Annotated in this window: 16 protein-coding genes and 1 pseudogene; 6 read left to right on the top strand and 11 right to left on the bottom strand. The window is 62.5% G+C overall.

From position 1 onward, the window contains the following. Window positions 1–75: 75 nt before the first annotated feature. The 3 genes from dbpA to yccS all read left to right on the top strand — a co-directional run bounded on the left by dbpA (window position 76) and on the right by yccS (window position 5,085). On the top strand, window positions 76–1,413 hold the full coding sequence (gene dbpA / locus HU719_RS09870) for an ATP-dependent RNA helicase DbpA (protein ID WP_238337693.1): 1,338 nt from the start codon (window positions 76–78) through the stop codon (window positions 1,411–1,413). A 133-nt stretch (window positions 1,414–1,546) separates the two neighbouring features. Then, complete coding sequence (locus tag HU719_RS09875) at window positions 1,547–2,728, top strand: aminoacetone oxidase family FAD-binding enzyme (protein ID WP_186520413.1); 1,182 nt, start codon at window positions 1,547–1,549, stop codon at window positions 2,726–2,728. Between the two features lie 173 nt (window positions 2,729–2,901). Next, window positions 2,902–5,085: a YccS family putative transporter gene (gene yccS, locus HU719_RS09880; protein ID WP_186536508.1), complete on the top strand. Its 2,184-nt coding sequence runs from the start codon at window positions 2,902–2,904 to the stop codon at window positions 5,083–5,085. Between the two features lie 168 nt (window positions 5,086–5,253). Here the strand turns inward: yccS and HU719_RS09885 are convergent, their stop codons facing one another. The 5 genes from HU719_RS09885 to HU719_RS09905 form a co-directional block, all read right to left on the bottom strand. After that, the gene (locus HU719_RS09885) at window positions 5,254–5,991 is read right to left on the bottom strand and encodes a substrate-binding periplasmic protein (protein WP_186536507.1); all 738 of its coding nucleotides are present in this window, start codon (window positions 5,989–5,991) and stop codon (window positions 5,254–5,256) included. A 161-nt stretch (window positions 5,992–6,152) separates the two neighbouring features. Beyond that, complete coding sequence (locus HU719_RS09890) at window positions 6,153–6,455, bottom strand: winged helix-turn-helix domain-containing protein (RefSeq protein WP_186520416.1); 303 nt, start codon at window positions 6,453–6,455, stop codon at window positions 6,153–6,155. 13 nt (window positions 6,456–6,468) lie between these two features. Then, complete coding sequence (locus tag HU719_RS09895; protein ID WP_186536506.1) at window positions 6,469–6,969, bottom strand: M48 metallopeptidase family protein; 501 nt, start codon at window positions 6,967–6,969, stop codon at window positions 6,469–6,471. A 39-nt stretch (window positions 6,970–7,008) separates the two neighbouring features. Then, a complete protein-coding gene (locus HU719_RS09900; protein ID WP_186536504.1) occupies window positions 7,009–9,126 on the bottom strand; it encodes a putative bifunctional diguanylate cyclase/phosphodiesterase in 2,118 nt (705 codons plus the stop codon). Window positions 9,127–9,405: 279 nt separating this feature from the next. Further along, window positions 9,406–10,737, bottom strand: a complete 1,332-nt coding sequence (locus HU719_RS09905) for a PI-PLC domain-containing protein (RefSeq protein WP_186536503.1) — start codon at window positions 10,735–10,737, stop codon at window positions 9,406–9,408. Window positions 10,738–10,976: 239 nt separating this feature from the next. On the opposite strand from HU719_RS09905, the pseudogene HU719_RS09910 reads away from it, so the two are divergent. Next, window positions 10,977–11,690 (top strand): annotated as a pseudogene (locus HU719_RS09910) (ISL3 family transposase); the annotation flags it as partial. Between the two features lie 53 nt (window positions 11,691–11,743). On the opposite strand, the gene fba reads toward HU719_RS09910, so the two are convergent. From fba to tkt, 6 genes are all read right to left on the bottom strand, one after another. Beyond that, window positions 11,744–12,808, bottom strand: coding sequence for a class II fructose-bisphosphate aldolase (gene fba, locus HU719_RS09915; protein WP_186520420.1), 1,065 nt, complete (start codon window positions 12,806–12,808; stop codon window positions 11,744–11,746). A gap of 100 nt (window positions 12,809–12,908) precedes the next feature. Beyond that, window positions 12,909–13,235, bottom strand: coding sequence for an MliC family protein (locus HU719_RS09920; protein ID WP_186520421.1), 327 nt, complete (start codon window positions 13,233–13,235; stop codon window positions 12,909–12,911). Window positions 13,236–13,314: 79 nt separating this feature from the next. Continuing rightward, window positions 13,315–13,533: a hypothetical protein gene (locus tag HU719_RS09925; RefSeq protein ID WP_186520422.1), complete on the bottom strand. Its 219-nt coding sequence runs from the start codon at window positions 13,531–13,533 to the stop codon at window positions 13,315–13,317. Between the two features lie 32 nt (window positions 13,534–13,565). Next, window positions 13,566–14,729: a phosphoglycerate kinase gene (locus HU719_RS09930; RefSeq protein WP_186520423.1), complete on the bottom strand. Its 1,164-nt coding sequence runs from the start codon at window positions 14,727–14,729 to the stop codon at window positions 13,566–13,568. 12 nt (window positions 14,730–14,741) lie between these two features. After that, window positions 14,742–15,803 (bottom strand): erythrose-4-phosphate dehydrogenase, encoded by a 1,062-nt coding sequence (epd, locus tag HU719_RS09935; protein ID WP_186520424.1) that lies wholly within the window; start codon window positions 15,801–15,803, stop codon window positions 14,742–14,744. A gap of 129 nt (window positions 15,804–15,932) precedes the next feature. Next, window positions 15,933–17,930, bottom strand: a complete 1,998-nt coding sequence (gene tkt, locus HU719_RS09940) for a transketolase (RefSeq protein WP_186520425.1) — start codon at window positions 17,928–17,930, stop codon at window positions 15,933–15,935. A 228-nt stretch (window positions 17,931–18,158) separates the two neighbouring features. Here tkt and HU719_RS09945 point away from each other — a divergent pair, with 228 nt between their 5' ends. Continuing rightward, window positions 18,159–19,151: an ArsR/SmtB family transcription factor gene (locus HU719_RS09945; protein ID WP_186520426.1), complete on the top strand. Its 993-nt coding sequence runs from the start codon at window positions 18,159–18,161 to the stop codon at window positions 19,149–19,151. Window positions 19,152–19,169: 18 nt separating this feature from the next. After that, window positions 19,170–20,360, top strand: coding sequence for a methionine adenosyltransferase (gene metK / locus HU719_RS09950; protein ID WP_186520427.1), 1,191 nt, complete (start codon window positions 19,170–19,172; stop codon window positions 20,358–20,360). The last annotated feature ends 117 nt before the right edge of the window (window positions 20,361–20,477 follow it).

The following is a 20,477-nucleotide window of genomic DNA, read 5'->3' on the forward strand; positions in this document are numbered from 1 at the left end:
TTTTTCGCATCGCCGCAGGCCCGCCTCGTGACCGTTGAACAAACCGCCTTTGCCACCCTCCCGCTGTCCACCGCCATGCTGGCCAACCTGGAGGCGCTGGGTTACGCCTCGATGACGCCGATTCAGGCGCAGAGCCTGCCCGTCATCCTCAGGGGCCTGGACCTGATCGCCCAGGCCAAGACCGGCAGCGGCAAGACCGCCGCCTTCGGCATCGGCCTGCTCAACCCGATCAACCCGCGCTACTTCGGTTGCCAGGCGCTGGTGCTGTGCCCGACCCGCGAGTTGGCCGACCAGGTCGCCAAGGAACTGCGTCGTCTGGCCCGCGCCGAGGACAACATCAAGATCCTAACCCTGTGCGGCGGCGTCTCGCTGGGCCCGCAGATCGCTTCGCTGGAGCACGGCGCGCACATCGTCGTCGGCACTCCGGGGCGCATCCAGCAGCACCTGGACAAAGGCACCCTGGTGCTCGACGGCCTCAACACCCTGGTGCTCGATGAAGCCGACCGTATGCTCGACATGGGATTTTTCGACGCCATCGCCAGCATCATCGGCAAGACCCCGGCGCGCCGCCAGACCTTGCTGTTCTCGGCCACCTACCCGGCCGGCATCGAGCAACTGGCCAAGAATTTCATGCGCCAGCCGCAGCAGGTGAAGGTCGAGGCGCTGCACAGCGACAACCAGATCGAACAGCGCTTCATCGAAATCGATGCCGACCAGCGCCTGGAAGCCGTCACCCGCGTGCTCGGCCACTACCGCCCGACCTCGTGCGTGGCGTTCTGCTTCACCAAGCAGCAGTGCGAAGACGTGGTCGCCCACCTGACCGCCAAGGGCATCGTCGCCCAGGCGCTGCACGGTGACCTGGAGCAGCGCGACCGCGACCAGGTACTGACGATGTTCGCCAACCGCAGCAGCTCGGTACTGGTTGCCACCGACGTGGCCGCCCGTGGCCTGGACATCGACGGCCTGGACATGGTGCTCAACGTCGAACTGGCGCGTGACGCCGAGATTCACGTGCACCGCGTCGGCCGTACGGGCCGTGCCGGTGAAAAGGGCCTGGCGATCAGCCTGGTGGCCCCGGCCGAAGGCCACCGCGCCCAGGCCATCGAGCAACTGCAGAAGCAGCCGCTGCGCTGGGAACAGCTCGACAGCCTGAAAAACAAAGGCGGCGAGCCGCTGCTGCCGGTGATGACCACCTTGTGCATCGGTGCCGGGCGCAAAGACAAACTGCGCCCTGGCGATATCCTCGGCGCGCTGACCGGTGATGCCGGGCTGCCGGGCAAGCAGGTCGGCAAGATCGCCATCTTTGATTTCGTCGCCTTTGTGGCCGTGGAACGTGCGTTGGCCAAGCAGGCCATGCAGCGGCTGAACAGCGGCAAGATCAAAGGGCGTTCGCTCAAGGTCCGCATTATCTGATGTTTTTTGGGGGCGCTTCGCGCCCCATCGCAGGCTATCGCCAGCTCCCACAGTGGGTTGCAGTTTCCCTGTGGGAGCTGGCGATAGCCTGCGATGGGGCGCGCAGCGGCCCTGCTTTTAAAGAGGCAATTTCGTGCATTCCACCGACGTGATCATTCTCGGCGCCGGCGCCGCCGGCCTGATGTGTGCCCAGCTCGCTGCCCGCCGTGGGCGCCGGGTGCTGCTGCTCGACCACGCCAACAAACCGGGCAAGAAAATCCTCATGTCAGGCGGTGGGCGCTGCAACTTCACCAACATGTACACAGAGCCCGCCAACTTTCTCTCGCACAACCCGCACTTCTGCAAGTCGGCGCTGGCCCGCTACACCCAATGGGACTTCATCGAGCTGGTGGGCAAGCACGGCGTGCCTTACCACGAGAAAAAGCTCGGCCAGCTGTTTTGCGACAACAAGGCCAGCGACATCCTCGATATGCTGCTGGCCGAGTGCGACGCCAACGGCGCCGAACTGCGCATGAACACCAGCATCGAGCAGATCAGCAAGACCGACAGCGGCTACACCTTGCAGACCAGCGCCGGCCCGTTCGCCTGCCAGTCGCTGGTGATCGCCACCGGCGGCCTGTCGATCCCGACCCTCGGCGCCACCGGTTTCGGCTACCAGGTGGCGCGCCAGTTCGGCCATGAACTGCTGCCAACTCGCGCCGGGCTGGTGCCATTCACCATCACCGAACCGCAGCTCAAGGCGCTGTGCACCGAGCTTTCCGGCACCTCGCTGGACTGCATCGCCAGTTGCAACGAGCACAGCTTCCGGGAAAACCTGCTGTTCACTCACCGCGGCCTCAGCGGCCCGGCCATCTTGCAGATTTCATCGTTCTGGGAAGCCGGCGACACGGTCGAGATCAACCTGCTGCCCGACCGCGATGCCCTGGAGTGGCTGCAAGGCCAGCAAGTGGAACGGCCCAACAGCGAACTGAAAACCGTGCTCGGCGAGGTGTTCACCCGCAAGCTGGCCAACCTGCTGGCCGAGCAGTGGTTCGTGTCCAAGCCGTTGAAGCAGTACACCCCGGCAGAGCTTGCCCAAGTTGCCGAGCGACTGTCGGCCTGGCAGGTGGTACCGGCCGGTACCGAGGGCTACCGCACCGCCGAGGTGACCTTGGGCGGGGTGGATACGCGTGAAGTGTCGTCCAAGACCATGGAATCGCTCAAAAGCCCTGGGCTGTACTTCATTGGTGAGGTGCTGGATGTCAGCGGCCATTTGGGCGGGTTCAATTTCCAATGGGCCTGGGCTTCGGCTAACGCCGCGGCGCAGTTCGTGTAGAGTGGAAACCTTTCAGCAGCACGGAACGCTTCTGGCTGGTCCGTCGCGGTGAAGGCGCACAAACATCGCGGGGCAAGCCCGCTCCCACAAGAGCCTGCTTTTGCTTGTGGGAGCGGGCTTGCCCCGCGATGGCGCCGTAAAGGTTCCTATTGATATCAGCCCAGCAGGCCATCATGTCATCGAGCTCGTTCCGCCATTCATTGCGTCGCCTGTGGGGTCAAGACAAGTTCAGCTACGCCATCCGGGTCACCATCGCGCTGACCGGCAGCATGGCCTGGTGCTGGTACCAAAACGAGATGAGCCTGCTCATCCCGCTGTTCCTGGGCATCATCGCCAGCGCCCTGGCCGAGACCGACGACGGCTGGCAAGGCCGCCTCAGCGCGCTGGCGGTAACCTTGGTGTGCTTTGCCATCGCCGCCCTCTCGGTCGAGCTGCTATTCCCCTACCCCTGGATATTCGCCGCCTCCATGGCCCTGGCCGCGTTCGGCCTGACCATGCTCGGGGCGCTGGGCGAACGCTATGGCGCGATTGCCTCGGCCACGCTGATTCTGTCGGTGTACACCATGATCGGCGTGGACCAGCGCGGCGGCGAAGTCAGCGACTTCTGGCACGAGCCGCTGCTGCTGGTCGCAGGCGCCGCGTGGTACGGGCTGCTGTCGGTGCTGTGGCAGGCGTTGTTTTCCAACCAGCCGGTGCAGCAGAGCCTGGCCAAGCTGTTCTTCGAGCTGGGCAGTTACCTCAAGCTCAAGGCCAGCCTGTTCGAGCCGGTGCGCACCCTCGACGTCGAGGCCCGCCGCCTGGAACTGGCGCAGCAGAACGGCCGGGTCGTGGCAGCGCTGAATACGGCCAAGGAAATCATCCTGCACCGAGTCGGCAACAGCCAGCCCAACTCCAAGGTCAGCCGTTACCTGAAGCTGTACTTCCTGGCCCAGGATATTCACGAGCGGGTCAGCGCCTCGCACTACCCCTACAACGCGCTGACCGATGCGTTTTTCCATAGCGACGTGATGTTCCGCTGCCAGCGCCTGCTGCGTAAACAGGGCTCGTCGTGCCAGGAGCTGGCGCGCTCGATTCGCCTGCGCCAGCCGTTCGTCCTGGCCAGCGGCTACCCCGAGGCGCTGGAAGACCTGCACGCCTCCCTGGAGCAACTACGCACCCAGAACAATCCGGCCTGGCGCGGCCTGCTACGCTCGCTGCGGGCGCTGGCAGCCAACCTTGCGACCCTTGACCGCCTGCTCAGCGCAGCCAGCAACCCCGACAGCCTGGCAGATGCCAGCGACAGCAGCCTGCTGGACCGCTCGCCACGCACCTTCAAGGATGTCTGGACACGCCTGCGCACCCAGCTCACCCCCACTTCGCTGCTGTTCCGCCACGCCCTGCGCCTGTCACTGGCGCTGTCGGTGGGCTACGGCATGGTGCACCTGATTCACCCGACCCAGGGTTACTGGATCATCCTCACCACGCTGTTCGTCTGCCAACCCAACTACGGCGCCACCCGGCGCAAGCTGGTGCAGCGCATCTTCGGCACGGCCGTGGGCCTCACCGTGGGCTGGGCGCTGTTCGACCTGTTCCCCAACCCGCTGGTGCAGTCGGCCTTCGCGGTGGTGGCAGGGGTGGTGTTCTTCGTCAACCGCACCACCCGCTACACCCTGGCAACGGCGGCGATCACGCTGATGGTGCTGTTCTGCTTCAACCAGATCGGCGACGGCTACGGGCTGTTCCTGCCGCGGCTGTTCGACACCTTGGTCGGCAGCCTGATCGCCATCCTGGCGGTGTTCCTGTTCCTGCCCGACTGGCAGGGCCGTCGCCTGAACAAGGTGCTGGGCAACACGCTGTCGTGCGCCAGCCAGTACCTGCGCCAGATCATGCAGCAGTACGCCCACGGCAAGCGCGACGACCTGGCCTACCGCCTGGCCCGGCGCAATGCGCACAACGCCGATGCGGCGCTGTCCACGACCCTTGCCAACATGCTCATGGAGCCTGGGCATTTCCGTAAGGAAGCCGACGTGGGGTTCCGCTTCCTGGTGCTGTCGCACACCCTGCTCAGCTACCTGTCAGGCCTCGGCGCGCACCGCGACACGGCGCTGCCGGCCGAAGTGCACGAGCAGTTGATCGACGGTGCCGGGCAAACCCTGGCGGCGAGCCTGGACGAAATCGCCAATGGGTTGGCTGCACGGCTGCCGGTGGCGATTCACAGCGATGCCGAAGAAGCGCTGGCCAATGCGCTGGAGCAGATGCCGGAAGAACTGGACGAACATCAGCGTTTGGTGCAAACGCAGTTGGCGCTGATCTGCCGGCAACTGGGGCCGCTGCGCACCTTGGCTGGGCACCTGATCAAGGAAGGGCAGGCGGGCTGAACGCTGCCCACACCGCGGCCAACGCAGTCTCCTGTAGGAGCGGCCTTGTGTCGCGAAAGGGTTGCGAAGCAACCCCAACGATTTGGCGGGATGCGTAGATCCTGGGGCTGCTTTGCAGCCCTTTCGCGACACAAGGCCGCTCCTACATTGACCGCGTAACGTCAGCTTTCAGAACCCATGCTGGCGCAACAGGCGGGCATAGCTGCCGTCTGCTTTCATCGCGGCTATCGCCTTTTCGAAGCGCGCCACGATCTGCTGATGCTCGGGGTGCTTGAGGCTGACCAGAATATGCAGGCTGTTCTCGGCAAGCGGCGGGTCCACCAGGCTGATCGCATCACGCACCTGCGGCGGCTCGCGCTGAAGGTTGTAACGGGCCACATACTCATCTTCGACTGCCAGGTCGACCCGCCCGGCCGCCAGCATGCGCACCGCCGATGAGAAATTGCGCACTACAACCTTGTTCAGACGCTCATCGTCGTCGAACGCCGACGAATAGGCATAATCGCGCACCACGGCAATACTGTAGGGGTAAAGGTCGGCCTGATGCTGGTAGCTGAACGCCTGCCCCTGGCGCTTGAGCAGGCGAATGCGGTTGGTCAGGTAAGGCCCGGAAAACTCGCCCAGCAGCTCACGCTCGTCGCTGTACCACGCATTCACCAACACGTCGTAGCGTCCTTCGCCAATGCCCATCAGCGCACGCGCCCAAGGCGCCTCTTCAAACACCGTGTCGAACCCTGCGCGGTTCAGCGCGGTGGTTACAAGACTGGTGGCAAGGCCCCCGCCCGGCATGCTGGTGTCGGTAAAGGGTGGCCAACTGTCGGCAACCAGGCGCAACTTGGCCTGACCCGCCGCCGGCAGCGCACAAAGCATGCCGAGTAAACCAAGAACGCAAAGCAGTGGCCGCATCTCAAATCCCTGTGCAATTGGGGGCTCCACGCTGAAACTGGCGATCTGTACCACGCATAGCTTTTGCAGATTACACAAGCCTGCGGCTGAGGGCAGCGGGCAATAATGTCATTTAGCCTCTATTTTGGCCGTGCGCTGGCAGCCAAGGTGATTACCAGGCTTCACGGATAGCCCAGGACGTCGCGAAGCTGGCCCAGGTGCTGGCTGATCCACTGTTTGTCGATGGCGCCCCAGTTGCGAATGCGATAGTCCCCGGCGTGATTGCGCGCGCCGCTCTGCTGTTCGAACTCACAGACAATATCCAGGTCGGCCAACGCGGCAATGGTGTCCTGCGCAGTGCGCCGGGGCATGCCGGTCGCCTCCATCAACGCAGGCACCGTGGTGGCGTTGCCGCTGTCGATCAGCCAGGCCACGTACAGGCGCCGATAGAAGCTGCTGCGGGTCTTGCTGGTTTGCGTGGTCATGGGGCACTTGTCTCTAGGTGTGGCCCGGCAGCTCCCGATAGGTCAGGTAGACGCGCAGGTCGAATTCCAGTTGGTGGTAGTCCGGCTCCATGTGCTGGCACAACTGATAGAACGCCTTGTTGTGGTCGCGTTCCTTCAGGTGCGCCAGTTCATGCACCACGATCATGCGCAAGAACTGCGGCGCTGCCTCTTTGAACAGCGCGGCAATACGGATTTCTTTCTTGGCCTTGAGCTTGCCGCCCTGCACACGCGATACCGCAGTATTCAGGCCAAGCGCACGGTGGGTGAGGTCCAGGCGGTTATCGAACAGCACTTTGTCCAGCGGCGGGGCACTGCGCAGGAACGTCTGCTTCAAATCCTGGGCATAACTGTACAGCGCCTTGTCGTTCTGCACCGCATGCCGTTCGGGGTAGCGCTGCTGCAGGTAATCGCCCAGACGGCCGCTGGCGATCATCTGGCGCACCTGGTCTTGCAGTTGCGGCGGGTAGGCTTGCAGGTAGCGTAATGCGGTCATGGCGGGCTGTTCGGCTGGGGTGAGCGCGAGTTTAGCCAATCAGGCCGGCCAAGGGAAAACCGCCGGAAAATCACCCGCATCGTCTGGCACCAGCGGCCGCGCCACCAGAAACCCTTGCACATAGGCACACCCAGCGCCCTTAAGCCAGTCAGCCTGGGCCTGGGTTTCGACGCCTTCGGCAATGACCGTGATATCGTAGGCAGCGCACAGGTCGATGACGCTGCGCACCAGGGCGATATCGATCGCAGACTCCGGCAGCCGTGCCACCAGATGGCGGTCCAGCTTGAGGGTATCGATGGGTAGGTCGCGCAGCATGCGCAGCGAGCAGTCACCGGCGCCAAAATCGTCCAGCGCCACGCGGATGCCCAGCTCGCGCAGGCGGTGCAGTTGCTTGACCGCCGCATCGATGTTGTACATCAACGAGGTCTCGGCCACCTCGACTTCCAACTGGTGAGCCTGCAGGCCGTACTCCTCGATCACCCGCGCCAGCTCGTCGGGCAGGCCCGGCATGGCGAACTGCGCGCGGCTGAGGCTGATGCCCAGCACCAATTCGTTGCCAAAGCGCCCGCTCCACTTGCGCCGCTGGTCGGCGCCCTTACGGTAGATCCAGCTGGCCAGCCGGTTGATCAACCGGGCCTCCTCCAGCAGCGGAATGAACAGCCCCGGCTGCACGTCGCCGACACTGGGGTGTTTCCAGCGCAGCAGCGCCTCGAAACCGCGCAGCCGTCCATCGGCAAACGCCACCTGGGGCTGGTAGACCAGGGTGAAGTCGTTCTGCTCGATGGCCTCGCGCACGCTGTCTTCGAGCATCAGCCGCGAGCGGGCGCGGCCGTTGAGTTCCTGGTCATAGAAACGGTACTGCTGGCGGCCGGCCTGCTTGGCGGCGTACATGGCAGCGTCCGCGGCGCGCAGCAGGCCTTCGACATTGGCGCCGCACTCGGGGTAGGTGGCAATGCCGATACTCACCCCAAGGCTGACCTCCATGCCGTCGACTTCCTTGAAGCCTGACATCCGTTCCAGCAGTTTTTCGGCAAAGCGCCCGGCCTGCTCCGGGTAGGGCAACCCGTCGAACAACGCGGTGAATTCATCGCCACCCATGCGCGCCAGCAACGCCTCGTTGCCCAGGCAGTCCTTGAGCTGCTCGGCCACCCAGCGCAACACCTGATCGCCGGCATCATGCCCGAGCAGGTCGTTAATCCGCTTGAAGCCGTCCAGGTCCATGTACATCAGTGCCTTGGCCTTGTCAGAACGCTCGGTGCGCAGCAGCGCGCTTTCGGCGGCCTGATAGAAGCCGCGGCGGTTGAGCAAGCCGGTCAGCGGGTCGGTGACCGCCTGGTACTCAAGCTGCTGGTGCAGGTTGCGCACCACCGACATGTCCAGCACCGTCACCACCATGGCCCGCTGCTCGGCGGGCAGCGGCGCGCAGGACAGCGCCACAGGCACCAACTGGCCGCTCAAGGTGCGCAACTGGGCGTCGTGGACGCGGAAGATCTTGCGCCCCAGGTACGCCTGGTAGAAGGCCGACTCGCGCCACAGGCTCGCGCAGGGCAGTTGGATGAGGTCCAGCACATGGGCACCCTGCAGCTTATCCACCGGGCTCTCCAGCAACCTCGAGATGGCCGGGTTGGCAAAGCCGATGATGCCTGCCTCATCGACCACCAGAATGCCCTCGGCGGCGTTTTCCAGGATGGAGGCATTGAACGCCCGTGCCGATTCAAGCTCACGGGTCAGGCGTTGCAGCATGCGCCGGTTGTGCTGCTGCTCGAGCAGCGCCTGCACCTTGGGCTTGAGTATTTGCGGGTCGAAGGGTTTGAACAGGTAATCCACCGCGCCACTGGCGTACCCCTTGAGCACAGCGGCCTGGGATTGTTCGTTGGCGGTGAGGAAGATGATCGGGGTCAGCCGGGTGCGCTGGCTGCCGCGCATCAGGCGGGCAACCTCGAAGCCGTCCATCTCAGGCATCTGCACATCGAGCAGCACCAGGTCGACTTCATGTTCAAGCAAAGTACTCAGGGCTTCCACCCCTGAACTTGCGGTCAATACTTGCCAATCCTGCCGTGATAACAGGGCGCGCATGCTGGTCAGGTTTTCTGGGTAATCGTCTACAACCAGCAAAACCGACCGGTTATCCGTTAATTGCGTGTGAGCCACATCCATGCTGCTTCTCTTGTGAGTACGACAATCAACCTGTCATTGGATCCGATCTTTACTCTAGCTATGGCCCCGGAAGACGCAAAGGGGTGTTTATGGCTATACGCCATGAATTTCAGGGTAGCCGACTAATGGTCAACGCGCCCTGCGCAAACGCCGCGCACAAAAAAGCCGCCATTGCCGCTTATGCTGTGCACTCAAGGCTGCCATGTAGCCCAACGAACTTTAATGCACAGCATGATGCGGTGATGCCGGCTTTTTCAGGCGTTGCCGCGCCCCTGCAAGCTATTGCAGATCGTTGAAATGGTCGAGAAATTGCGGCAGTGAGCCATGCTTGACCTTGAATACGAGCCTGTCACCTCTTTTTATTTGCCGAACGTGCCCGCCATAACGTAGCTCACAGGGCCATTCGGCATCGCTGGTGATCACTTGCACGGACGTGTAGCCGGATGTGTTGGCACCAAAGGTGAGAGGCGATGCCCAGTTAGCGTTGGCAACATTGTAGATCCCATACGACATCGTCTGGATCTCCGGGCCTGCCTGGTTAGGTGATGACAAGATGACATGCGCATTGCGTCTTCGTGCCCTGATATCGTTCCCATAGATAACGTTATCCGCCATGCGGCAACGCAGCGACCAGTCGGTGTTGATGATGAAGTGATCTGATATTGGCCCCCCGGCATAGGTGGCGGCAAACCATCCCATCACATCCCCGGAAAGGTCCTTGGGAACAAAGAAAGGCATGGAATAGTATGCGGCCTGTACAGAGCGCAATTCACCAAAAGGTTTGGGCTCCCCCCCCACCCGCGCTATGAATGCAGCCATTTCATCTCGACTGGGTGTATTACTGCCAATCCAGCGCTGAGTGACCCCCCCCCAGAACGCGGTGTCCCTGTGCGAATCGTTATAGGCCACCACAGTATTTTTTTTCAGCTGCCAGAGCTGCACGATGGCCGCGTCCTTACACGTCGGAGGGATGATGGAACTACCCAATACCCTTTTTAACAATGCACAGAACTCTAGATGTGCCGCAGCGTTGAAACCTTTGAACTCATGGAAGTCGAGAATCACGATTTCCTTGTCAGCAGCAGCGTCACGACGATACCTCAACAAGGCTTGCAACACGTCGACTTCAACGGTTCGACCATTTGTAGAGCCGTGAAAGATCATGAAGCGGTTCGGGCCTGAGCCAGCGCCGAAAAACTGAACACGCAGGTCAAATACCCGAATACCCCAGATCAACTGGTCATAGATAGGCACATCCTGGCACGTCGCACTCGACGACGCGCGCGGCGCATACTTGTCGCACCCGGCGTTATGCGTACCTAACAATATGCATTCGCCAATCGGCAATACCCGCGCACCGCCGTAAATGCCCATCCAGTTGCTTCGGTTGTTATTGGCAGGCTTGCAGATTCCCCCCGACCAACTTCCGTTCGGGCACCAACCGGCCATGAGCTCTGCAGCATCCATTACATGCTCACAAACATCGTTGCAACCATACTCACAGGACATGAGAGTGGGCAGATATGCATCCCGCATGTCTAAAAAATCCTGGGGCGGAGGTTGATCGTTTTCGAGCGCCATCGTTTCACCCGTGGTCCAATCAATTCTCATGGTCGTGACTCCCTGCGAGTTCAAAGAGTCCTCACATTAGAACGAAAAGTTGCGGGGAGTAACTGACAAAACTGTCAGTAGAACGCGGGCCCTGCACCCGTTGAAATACGCCACGTTCCCGCAAAAAAAAGGTTCTTCACGGAATCCTGGGAAAGACAGAAACAAGAACGCCGGTTTGATGGATGATGTTCGTGCGAGCAAACACATCTACAAACCGGCGTTCTTGTGCACGATATTGCTACGCCAGCGTGGTGCTGGATGCTGATACCCGTCGAGTGCTCTGGATTGGCGAAGGTCGCAGCCGAGCCGCGGTCAGACCGTTCTTTGAAGAATTGGGGCCGGAGGGCTGTGCGAGGATCGAAGCCGTGGCAATGGACATGAACACCTCATTCGACCTGGAAGTGCGCCAGCACTGCCCTCAGGCGAGAGTGGTGTACGACCTGTTTCATGTGGTCGCCAAGTATGGGCGAGAGGTGATTGATCGGGTGCGGGTCGACGAGGCCAACCGCCTGCGTGATGACAAACCTGCTCGCAAGGTGATCAAGCAGGCGCGGTGGCTGCTGCTGCGTAACCCGAGGAATCTCAAACGTGAAGATCAGCAGGTGCGCCTGAAGGATCTGCTGGCGGCTAATCAATCGTTGATGACGGTTTATCTGATGAAAGCAGAACTCAAAGCGTTGTGGTCACCCGCCACCGCCTGGGGCTGGCGATCAGCCTGGAAGCAATGGCTGCGACTGGCTGATGAAAGCGCGATACCAGCACTGAAGCAGTTCGCTAAACGCTTGAAAAACTACTGGCGCGGCATCCTGAGTAGGGTGCGCTGGCCGATGCATACGGGGCAGCTGGAGGGCATTAACAACCGGATCAAGGTGATCAAACGGATGGCTTACGGCTACCGGGACAGCGAATTCTTTTTCATGAAGATCAAGAATGACTTTCCCGGCAATCCGTGAAGAACCAAAAAAAAACCCGCATCTCTGCGGGTTTCCTGGGCATCGGAAGCAGATCAGTTGATCTTGGCGGCCAGTTCACCTTTGGCGTAGCGCTGGAACATGCCTTCCAGGGAGATCGGCTTGATCTTCGAGGCGTTGCCGGCAGTGCCGAAGGCTTCGTAGCGGGCGATGCACACGTCGCGCATGGCCTTGACGGTTTCACCGAAGAACTTGCGCGGGTCGAACTCGCTCGGGTTCTGCGCCATCAGGCGACGCATGGCGCCGGTGGAGGCCAGGCGCAGGTCGGTGTCGATGTTGACCTTGCGCACGCCGTGCTTGATGCCTTCGACGATTTCTTCAACCGGTACGCCGTAGGTTTCTTTGATGTCGCCACCGTACTGGTTGATGATTGCCAGCCACTCTTGCGGTACCGAGGACGAACCGTGCATCACCAGGTGGGTGTTGGGGATGCGCTTGTGGATTTCCTTGATGCGGTCGATAGCCAGCACGTCGCCGGTAGGCGGCTTGGTGAACTTGTAGGCGCCGTGGCTGGTGCCGATGGCGATGGCCAAGGCATCGACCTGGGTGCGCTTGACGAAGTCAGCGGCTTCTTCGGGGTCGGTCAGCATCTGGCTGTGGTCCAGAACGCCTTCGGCACCAATGCCGTCTTCTTCGCCGGCCATGCCGGTTTCCAGCGAACCCAGGCAGCCCAGCTCGCCTTCTACCGAAACGCCGCAGGCGTGGGCCATGGCCACGGTCTGCTGGGTCACACGGACGTTGTAGTCGTACTCGGTGGGGGTCTTGCCGTCTTCGCCCAGCGAGCCGTCCATCATCACCGAGCTGAAGCCCAGCTGGATGGAGCGTTGGCAGACGTCAGGGCTGGTGCCGTGGTCCTGGTGCATGCACACCGGGATGTGCGGGAATTCTTCGATGGCGGCGAGGATCAGATGGCGCAGGAACGGCGCACCTGCGTATTTGCGGGCACCCGCGGAGGCCTGGACGATGACCGGAGAGTCGGTCTTGTCGGCGGCCTCCATGATTGCGCGCATCTGTTCAAGGTTGTTGACGTTGAAAGCCGGAACGCCGTAACCGAACTCGGCGGCGTGGTCCAGCATCTGGCGCATGCTAATGAGTGCCATTGTGTATCTCTCTCCCGACAAGCGTCGTTTGTTTCGTGCAAGCCTGCCGCAGGGGCGGTTGCTGTTCAAGTAGTGTGGGCCACCGTGGCAGCCCGGCCAGTCACGGTGCCTTGCAGCCCCGCCCAATCAGATCATCGGTCGCCACCCAGTACACCAGGCCTTCATCGCCTTTGGTGTGGAAGGCCAGCACGCCGTCGCTGTAGAGCGCGCCGGAGGCGCCCGGCTCGGACTTGAGCCGGTAGACCTGGTCAGCGCCGCCAAGGCGTACATCGACCTGGTCCTGTTGCGGGTCGGCAAAACGCCACAGCACTTCGGCCTGGCTGTCGCAGACCCAGCGGGTCCAGTTTTCCGCCGGGGCGGGCGCAGGCTGCAGCAGTGAGCATCCTGCCAGTGTTGCCAGGGCCATCAAGGCCAGTAGCGCTTTCATCCCAAAACCTCGTTGGGGGCTGCCTTGCAGCCCCAATGTCCAAGACCACAAAACCTGCGTTAGGTTGCCCGGGAGCCGATCAAGGGCAACCCGGCGCCTTGCGCTGGTGTTCGTCGTCGTACTTTTCCAGGCCATCCGGGCCAATGCGTTTGTTGATCACCGGCACCGTTTCGGCCTGCCACTGCGACTGATAGCAGCCCCCCTTGGGCGGCTGCGACGGTTCGCTGTCAGCACCCTGTTTGCTGGAGCATGCGCCCAGCAACAGGGCCACGATCATCACCGGCAATTGCTTGACCATCAGGTCGCTCCCTTTGCCAAACGCCCAGCTGCTCAGGCTTTGGCCCGCTCTTCCAGAATTGCCACGGCTGGCAGCACTTTGCCTTCGACGAATTCGAGGAACGCACCACCACCGGTAGAAATGTAGGAGATATCCTTGCTCACGCCATACTTGTCGATGGCCGCCAGGGTGTCGCCACCACCGGCAATCGAAAATGCGGCGCTGTCGGCGATGGCCTTGGCCAGCACCTGGGTACCGTTGCCGAACTGATCGAACTCGAACACACCCACCGGGCCGTTCCACAGAATGGTCTTGGACGACTTCAGCAGCTCGGCGAAGTTGGCCGCAGTTTGCGGGCCAATGTCGAGGATCATGTCATCGGCAGCAACGTCGGCAATGGCCTTGACGGTGGCTTCGGCGCTCTCGGCGAACTCCTTGGCAACCACCACGTCCACCGGCAGCGGCACATTGACCTTGGCCGCGATGGCCTTGGCAGTGTCGACCAGGTCTGCCTCGTACAGCGATTTGCCAACCGGGTGGCCGGCAGCTGCCAGGAAGGTGTTGGCAATACCGCCACCGACGATCAGCAGGTCGCAAACATTGCTCAGGCTGTTCAGCACGTCGAGCTTGGTCGATACCTTGGAGCCTGCAACGATGGCCGCCATCGGCTTGGCCGGGGCCTTCAGGGCCTTGCCCAGGGCGTCCAGCTCTGCGGCCAGCAGCGGGCCTGCGGCGGCGACTTTGGCAAACTTGGCCACGCCATGGGTCGAACCCTCGGCGCGGTGCGCGGTGCCGAATGCGTCCATCACGAACACATCGCACAGCGCTGCATACTGCTGCGCCAGTTCGTCGGCGTTTTTCTTCTCGCCTTTGTTGAAGCGCACGTTTTCGAACAGCACCAGGTCGCCGGCCTTGACCTCGACGCCGCCCAGGTAGTCAGCCACCAGCGGCACATCACGGCCCAGTGCCTTGCTCAGGTAGTCGGCCACAGGCTTGAGGCTGTTCTCGGCCGAGAATTCGCCTTCGGTCGGGCGCCCCAGGTGCGAGCAGACCATTACCGCTGCACCCTTTTCGAGGGCCAGCTTGATGGTCGGCAGCGCTGCCAGGATACGCGCATCGCTGGCGACCACGCCGTCCTTTACAGGCACGTTGAGGTCTTCGCGGATCAGTACGCGCTTACCTTGCAGGTCGAGGTCGGTCATCTTCAACACGGTCATGAATGCAGTCCTTCAGGGCTGTTTGCTGCGGGTTGGGTTGACGACGTGCAGATAGTGCTGTGCAACGTCGAGCATACGGTTGGCGAACCCCCATTCGTTGTCGAACCAGGCCAGCAGGTTCACCAGGCGCGGGCCGCTGACGCGGGTCTGGCTGGCATCGACGATGGCTGAATGCGGGTCATGATTGAAATCACAGCTGGCATGGGGCAGCTCGGTGTAGGCCAGCAGGCCCTTGAGCGGGCCGTCCACGGCCGCCTGGCGCAACACCTGGTTGACCTCGGCGGCAGTAGTGTCGCGGGCGGTCTGCAAGGTGATGTCCAGGCACGACACGTTGACGGTCGGCACACGTACCGCTTTGGCCTGGATTCGCCCGGCAAGTTCCGGCAGCAGGCGCTCGATGCCCCGGGCAAGGCCGGTGGACACCGGAATCACCGACTGAAACGCCGAGCGCGTGCGACGCAGGTCTTCATGGTGATAGGCGTCGATCACCGGCTGGTCGTTCATGGCCGAGTGGATGGTGGTGATCTGCACGTATTCGATGCCAAACGCCTGGTCCAGCACCCGCAGCAGCGGCACGCCGCAGTTGGTGGTGCAGGAGGCGTTGGACACCAGGCGTTCGCTGCCGGTCAGGCACGCCTGGTTGATGCCGTACACCACCGTGGCATCGACATCGGCTTCGCTGGCCATGGGCTGGGAGAACAGCACCCGAGGCGCGCCGGCATCGACAAAGCGCATGCCATCGGCACGGGTGTTGTAGGCGCCGGAGCACTCCAGCACCAGGTCGATGTCCAGGGCCGCCCAGTCGACGCCCTCGGGGGTGGCGCTGCGCAACACTTTCACGCAGTCACCGTTGATATGCAGACAGTCGCCATCGACCCGCACTTCGCCGGGGAAGCGGCCGTGGGTGGAGTCGAAGCGCGTCAGGTATTCCACGCTGGCCTGATCGGCCAGATCGTTCAACGCGACGATCTCGAAACCGGCCTGCGCCCCGCGCTCGAACAGTGCGCGCAGGACACAACGGCCGATGCGGCCGTAACCGTTGAGTGCAACTTTGTAGGGGCGCGGCTGGGGCATTCGATGCTCACGAACAGGTGCGTTGAACGACCATCGCGGGGCAAGCCCGCTCCCACAAGGCACTGCGATACCTTGTGGGAGCGGGCTTGCCCCGCGATCAGGCGGGAGGCACAAGGCCTCCCGGGTACATCAGTCTTCCAGCAGCTCTTCGGCGGTACCGAGGATGTTTTCCAGGGTGAAGCCGAACTCCTCGAACAGCGCCGAGGCCGGAGCCGACTCGCCGTAGGTGGTCATGCCGATGACGCGGCCTTCGAGGCCCACGTACTTGTACCAGAAGTCGGCATGGGCAGCTTCGATGGCGATGCGCGCACCCACTTCCAGCGGCAGCACCGACTGCTTGTAGGCGGCGTCCTGGGCGTCGAACACGCTGGTGCTCGGCATCGATACCACACGCACCTTGCGGCCTTGTGCGGCCAGGGCGTCGTACGCCTGGACAGCCAGGCCCACTTCGGAACCGGTGGCGATCAGGATCAGCTCAGGCTCGCCGGCGCAGTCCTTGAGGATGTAGCCGCCGCGGCTGATATCAGCGATCTGCTGGGCGTCACGCTGCTGATGCTGCAGGTTCTGACGCGAGAAGATCAGCGCCGACGGGCCATCCTTGCGCTCCAGGGCGTACTTCCAGGACACCGCCGATTCCACGGCATCGGCCGGGCGCCAGGTGTCCAGGTTCGGCGTGCTGCGCAGGCTGGTCAGCTGCTCGATCGGCTGGTGAGTCGGGCCGTCTTCGCCCAGGCCGATGGAGTCGTGGGTGTAGACATGGATGACGCGCTGCTTCATCAGTGCCGACATGCGCACGGCATTGCGGGCGTACTCCATGAACATCAGGAAGGTCGCACCGTAAGGCACCAGGCCACCGTGCAGGGCGACGCCGTTCATGATGGCGGTCATGCCGAACTCGCGCACGCCGTAGAACACGTAGTTGCCGCTGGCGTCATTGGCGTCGACGCCTTTGCAACCCTTCCAGATGGTCAGGTTGGAGCCGGCCAGGTCAGCCGAGCCGCCGAGGAACTCGGGCAGCAGCGGGCCGAAGGCGTTCAGGGCGTTCTGGCTGGCCTTGCGGCTGGCGATGGTTTCGCCTTTGGCGGCCACTTCATTGATGTACTGCTGGGCTTTTTCGCTGAAATCAGCCGGCAGGTCGCCTGCTGCGCGGCGCTTGAACTCGGCAGCCAGCTCTGGGTGAGCCTTGGCGTAGGCCTCGAAACGCTGGTTCCATTCGGCTTCGACCTTGGCACCATTGGCCTTGGCATCCCATTCGGCATAGATGTCGGCCGGGATTTCGAACGGACCGTGGTTCCAGTTCAGGGCCTGGCGGGTCAGGGCGATTTCATCGTTGCCCAGCGGCGCGCCGTGGCAGTCTTCCTTGCCTTGCTTGTTCGGCGAGCCGAAACCGATGGTGGTCTTGCAGCAGATGAGGGTCGGACGGTCGCTCTTGCGCGCGGTGTCGATCGCCATCTTGATTTCTTCGGCATCGTGGCCGTCGACGTTACGGATGACCTGCCAGTTGTAGGCTTCGAAACGCGCCGGGGTGTTGTCGGTGAACCAGCCGTGCACTTCACCGTCGATGGAGATGCCGTTGTCGTCGTAGAAGGCGACCAGCTTGTTCAGGCCCAGGGTGCCGGCAAGCGAGGCGACTTCGTGGGAAATGCCTTCCATCATGCAGCCATCGCCCAGGAACACGTAGGTGTTGTGGTCGACGATGCTATGGCCGTCACGGTTGAACTGCGCAGCCAGGACTTTTTCTGCCAGGGCAAAGCCCACGGCGTTGGCCAGGCCCTGGCCGAGCGGGCCAGTGGTGGTCTCGACGCCTGGGGTGTAGCCGTACTCCGGGTGGCCCGGGGTGCGGCTGTGCAACTGGCGGAAGGCCTTGAGATCGTCGATCGACAGGTCGTAGCCGGTCAGGTGCAGCAGCGAATAGATCAGCATCGAGCCGTGGCCGTTGGACAGCACGAAGCGGTCACGGTCAGCGAAGCTCGGGTTGCTCGGGTTGTGTTTCAGATAGTCGCGCCAAAGCACTTCGGCGATATCCGCCATGCCCATAGGGGCACCTGGGTGGCCGCTGTTGGCCTTTTGCACGGCATCCATGCTGAGGGCACGAATGGCGTTGGCACGTTCACGACGGCTGGGCATCGCTGAGTCTCCTGGGGCTTTGAATAAGTAGTGAAGCGAAAAAAGGCGACCATTTTCCCCCACTGCGGGGCCGGGGGCAAACATTAAAGCGCCAAGTGGTGAGCTTTAAGCTGCAAGAAGAAGCCAATCTGCGTTTGCAGGGCGCCAATGGTTACGCCCATCGCCAATATCAAAACTTTTTGATATTGGCCTTGCGAGGGCAACCTTGCCTGACTAGACTGCCGCTCCATGAACCTAGACGCGCACACCCTTACCCCGCAAAGCGACACCTTGGCTGCCCTGTGCAAAGCCAGTGGCGACGAGTTGCGCCTGAACGTGCTGCGCGCACTGGCCAACGACTCCTTCGGCGTGCTTGAGCTGGCGCAGATCTTCGACGTCGGCCAATCGGGCATGAGCCACCACCTCAAGGTGCTGGCCCAGGCGGAGCTGGTGGCCACCCGCCGCGAAGGCAACGCGATCTTCTACCGCCGCGCCCTGCCCGACAGCCAGCGCCTGGGCGGGCGTCTGCATTCGGCGCTGCTCGAAGAAGTCGACGGCCTGCAACTGGCCACGGACATCCAGGCGCGGATCGCCCAGGTGCAACAGCGCCGAGCCGCCACCAGCCAGGATTTCTTCCTGCGCGTCGAAGAAAAATTCCGCGCCCAGCAAGACCTCATCGCCGGCCTGCCGCAATACCGCGAAAGCCTGCTGGCGCTGCTCGACAAGCTGCACTTCGGCCCAGGCGCCACGGCCCTGGAAGTCGGCCCCGGCGATGGCGGCTTTTTGCCGGACCTGGCCCTGCGCTTTGCCCAGGTCACGGCCATGGACAACAGCCCGACCATGCTCGAGCTGGCCCGCCAGGTGTGCGAGCGCGAATGTCTGGGTAACGTAAACCTGCAGTTGGCCGATGCACTGGGTGCAACGGATGTGGAAGCCGACTGCGTTGTGCTGAATATGGTGCTGCACCACTTCAGCGACCCGGCCCTGGCCTTGCGCCAGCTGGCCACACGGGTGAAAGCGGGCGGCAGCCTGCTGGTCACCGAGCTGTGCAGCCATGACCAGGGGTGGGCCCGCGAAGCGTGCGGCGACCTCTGGCTTGGCTTCGAGCAGGACGACCTGGCCCGCTGGGCCACCGCGGCAGGGCTGATCCCGGAAGACAGCCTCTACGTGGGCTTGCGTAACGGTTTCCAGATCCAGGTTCGCCATTTCCGGCGGGCAACTGGCAACACACAACATCGGTAAATTCAGGAACCCCTCGAGATGAGCGAATACTCCCTTTTCACCTCCGAGTCCGTGTCCGAAGGGCATCCGGACAAAATCGCCGACCAGATTTCCGACGCGGTACTGGATGCGATCATCGCCCAGGACAAATACGCCCGCGTAGCCTGTGAAACCCTGGTCAAGACCGGTGTTGCCATTATCGCCGGCGAAGTCACCACCTCGGCCTGGGTCGACCTCGAAGACCTGGTGCGCAAGGTCATCATCGACATCGGCTACAACAGCTCCGACGTGGGCTTCGACGGCGCCACGTGTGCAGTGATGAACATCATCGGCAAGCAGTCGGTCGACATTGCCCAAGGCGTTGACCGCTCCAAGCCCGAAGACCAAGGCGCCGGCGACCAGGGCCTGATGTTCGGCTACGCCAGCAACGAAACCGACGTGCTGATGCCAGCGCCGATCTGCTTCTCGCACCGCCTGGTCGAGCGCCAGGCCGAAGCGCGCAAGTCCGGCCTGCTGCCGTGGCTGCGCCCGGACGCCAAGTCGCAGGTAACCTGCCGTTACGATAACGGCAAGGTGGTAGGTATCGACGCCGTCGTGCTGTCGACCCAGCACAACCCTGAAGTGTCGCAAAAAGACCTGCAGGAAGCGGTGATGGAGCTGATCGTCAAGCACACCCTGCCTGCCGAACTGCTGCACAAAGGCACCCAGTTCCACATCAACCCGACCGGCAACTTCATCATCGGTGGCCCGGTTGGCGACTGCGGCCTGACTGGCCGCAAGATCATCGTCGATTCCTACGGCGGCATGGCCCGCCACGGCGGTGGTGCGTTCTCAGGCAAAGACCCATCCAAGGTCGACCGTTCCGCCGCCTACGCCGGCCGCTACGTAGCCAAGAACATCGTTGCCGCAGGCCTGGCCGACCGCTGCGAGATCCAGGTGTCCTACGCCATTGGCGTGGCCCAGCCGACCTCCATCTCGATCAACACCTTCGGCACCGGCAAGATCTCCGACGAGAAGATCATCAACCTGGTGCGTGAGTGCTTCGACCTGCGCCCATACGCGATCACCACCATGCTCGACCTGCTGCACCCGATGTACCAGGAGACCGCAGCCTACGGCCACTTCGGCCGCGAGCCGCAGCAGAAGACCGTCGGCGACGACACCTTCACCACCTTCACCTGGGAACGTACCGACCGCATCGACGCCCTGCGCGCCGCTGCTGGCCTGTAAGCTTCCTACAGCAGTACCGGAAAGCCCCTGCCGAGTGATCGGCAGGGGCTTTTTTTGTGAAATATCGGCTGACAAGCTGCCGCGACACAACCGAAATTCCGCGCCTAGGCTGAGCAT

It is taken from the genome of Pseudomonas farsensis (genome assembly GCF_014268805.2).
GTDB classification, from domain to species: Bacteria; Pseudomonadota; Gammaproteobacteria; order Pseudomonadales; family Pseudomonadaceae; genus Aquipseudomonas; species Aquipseudomonas farsensis.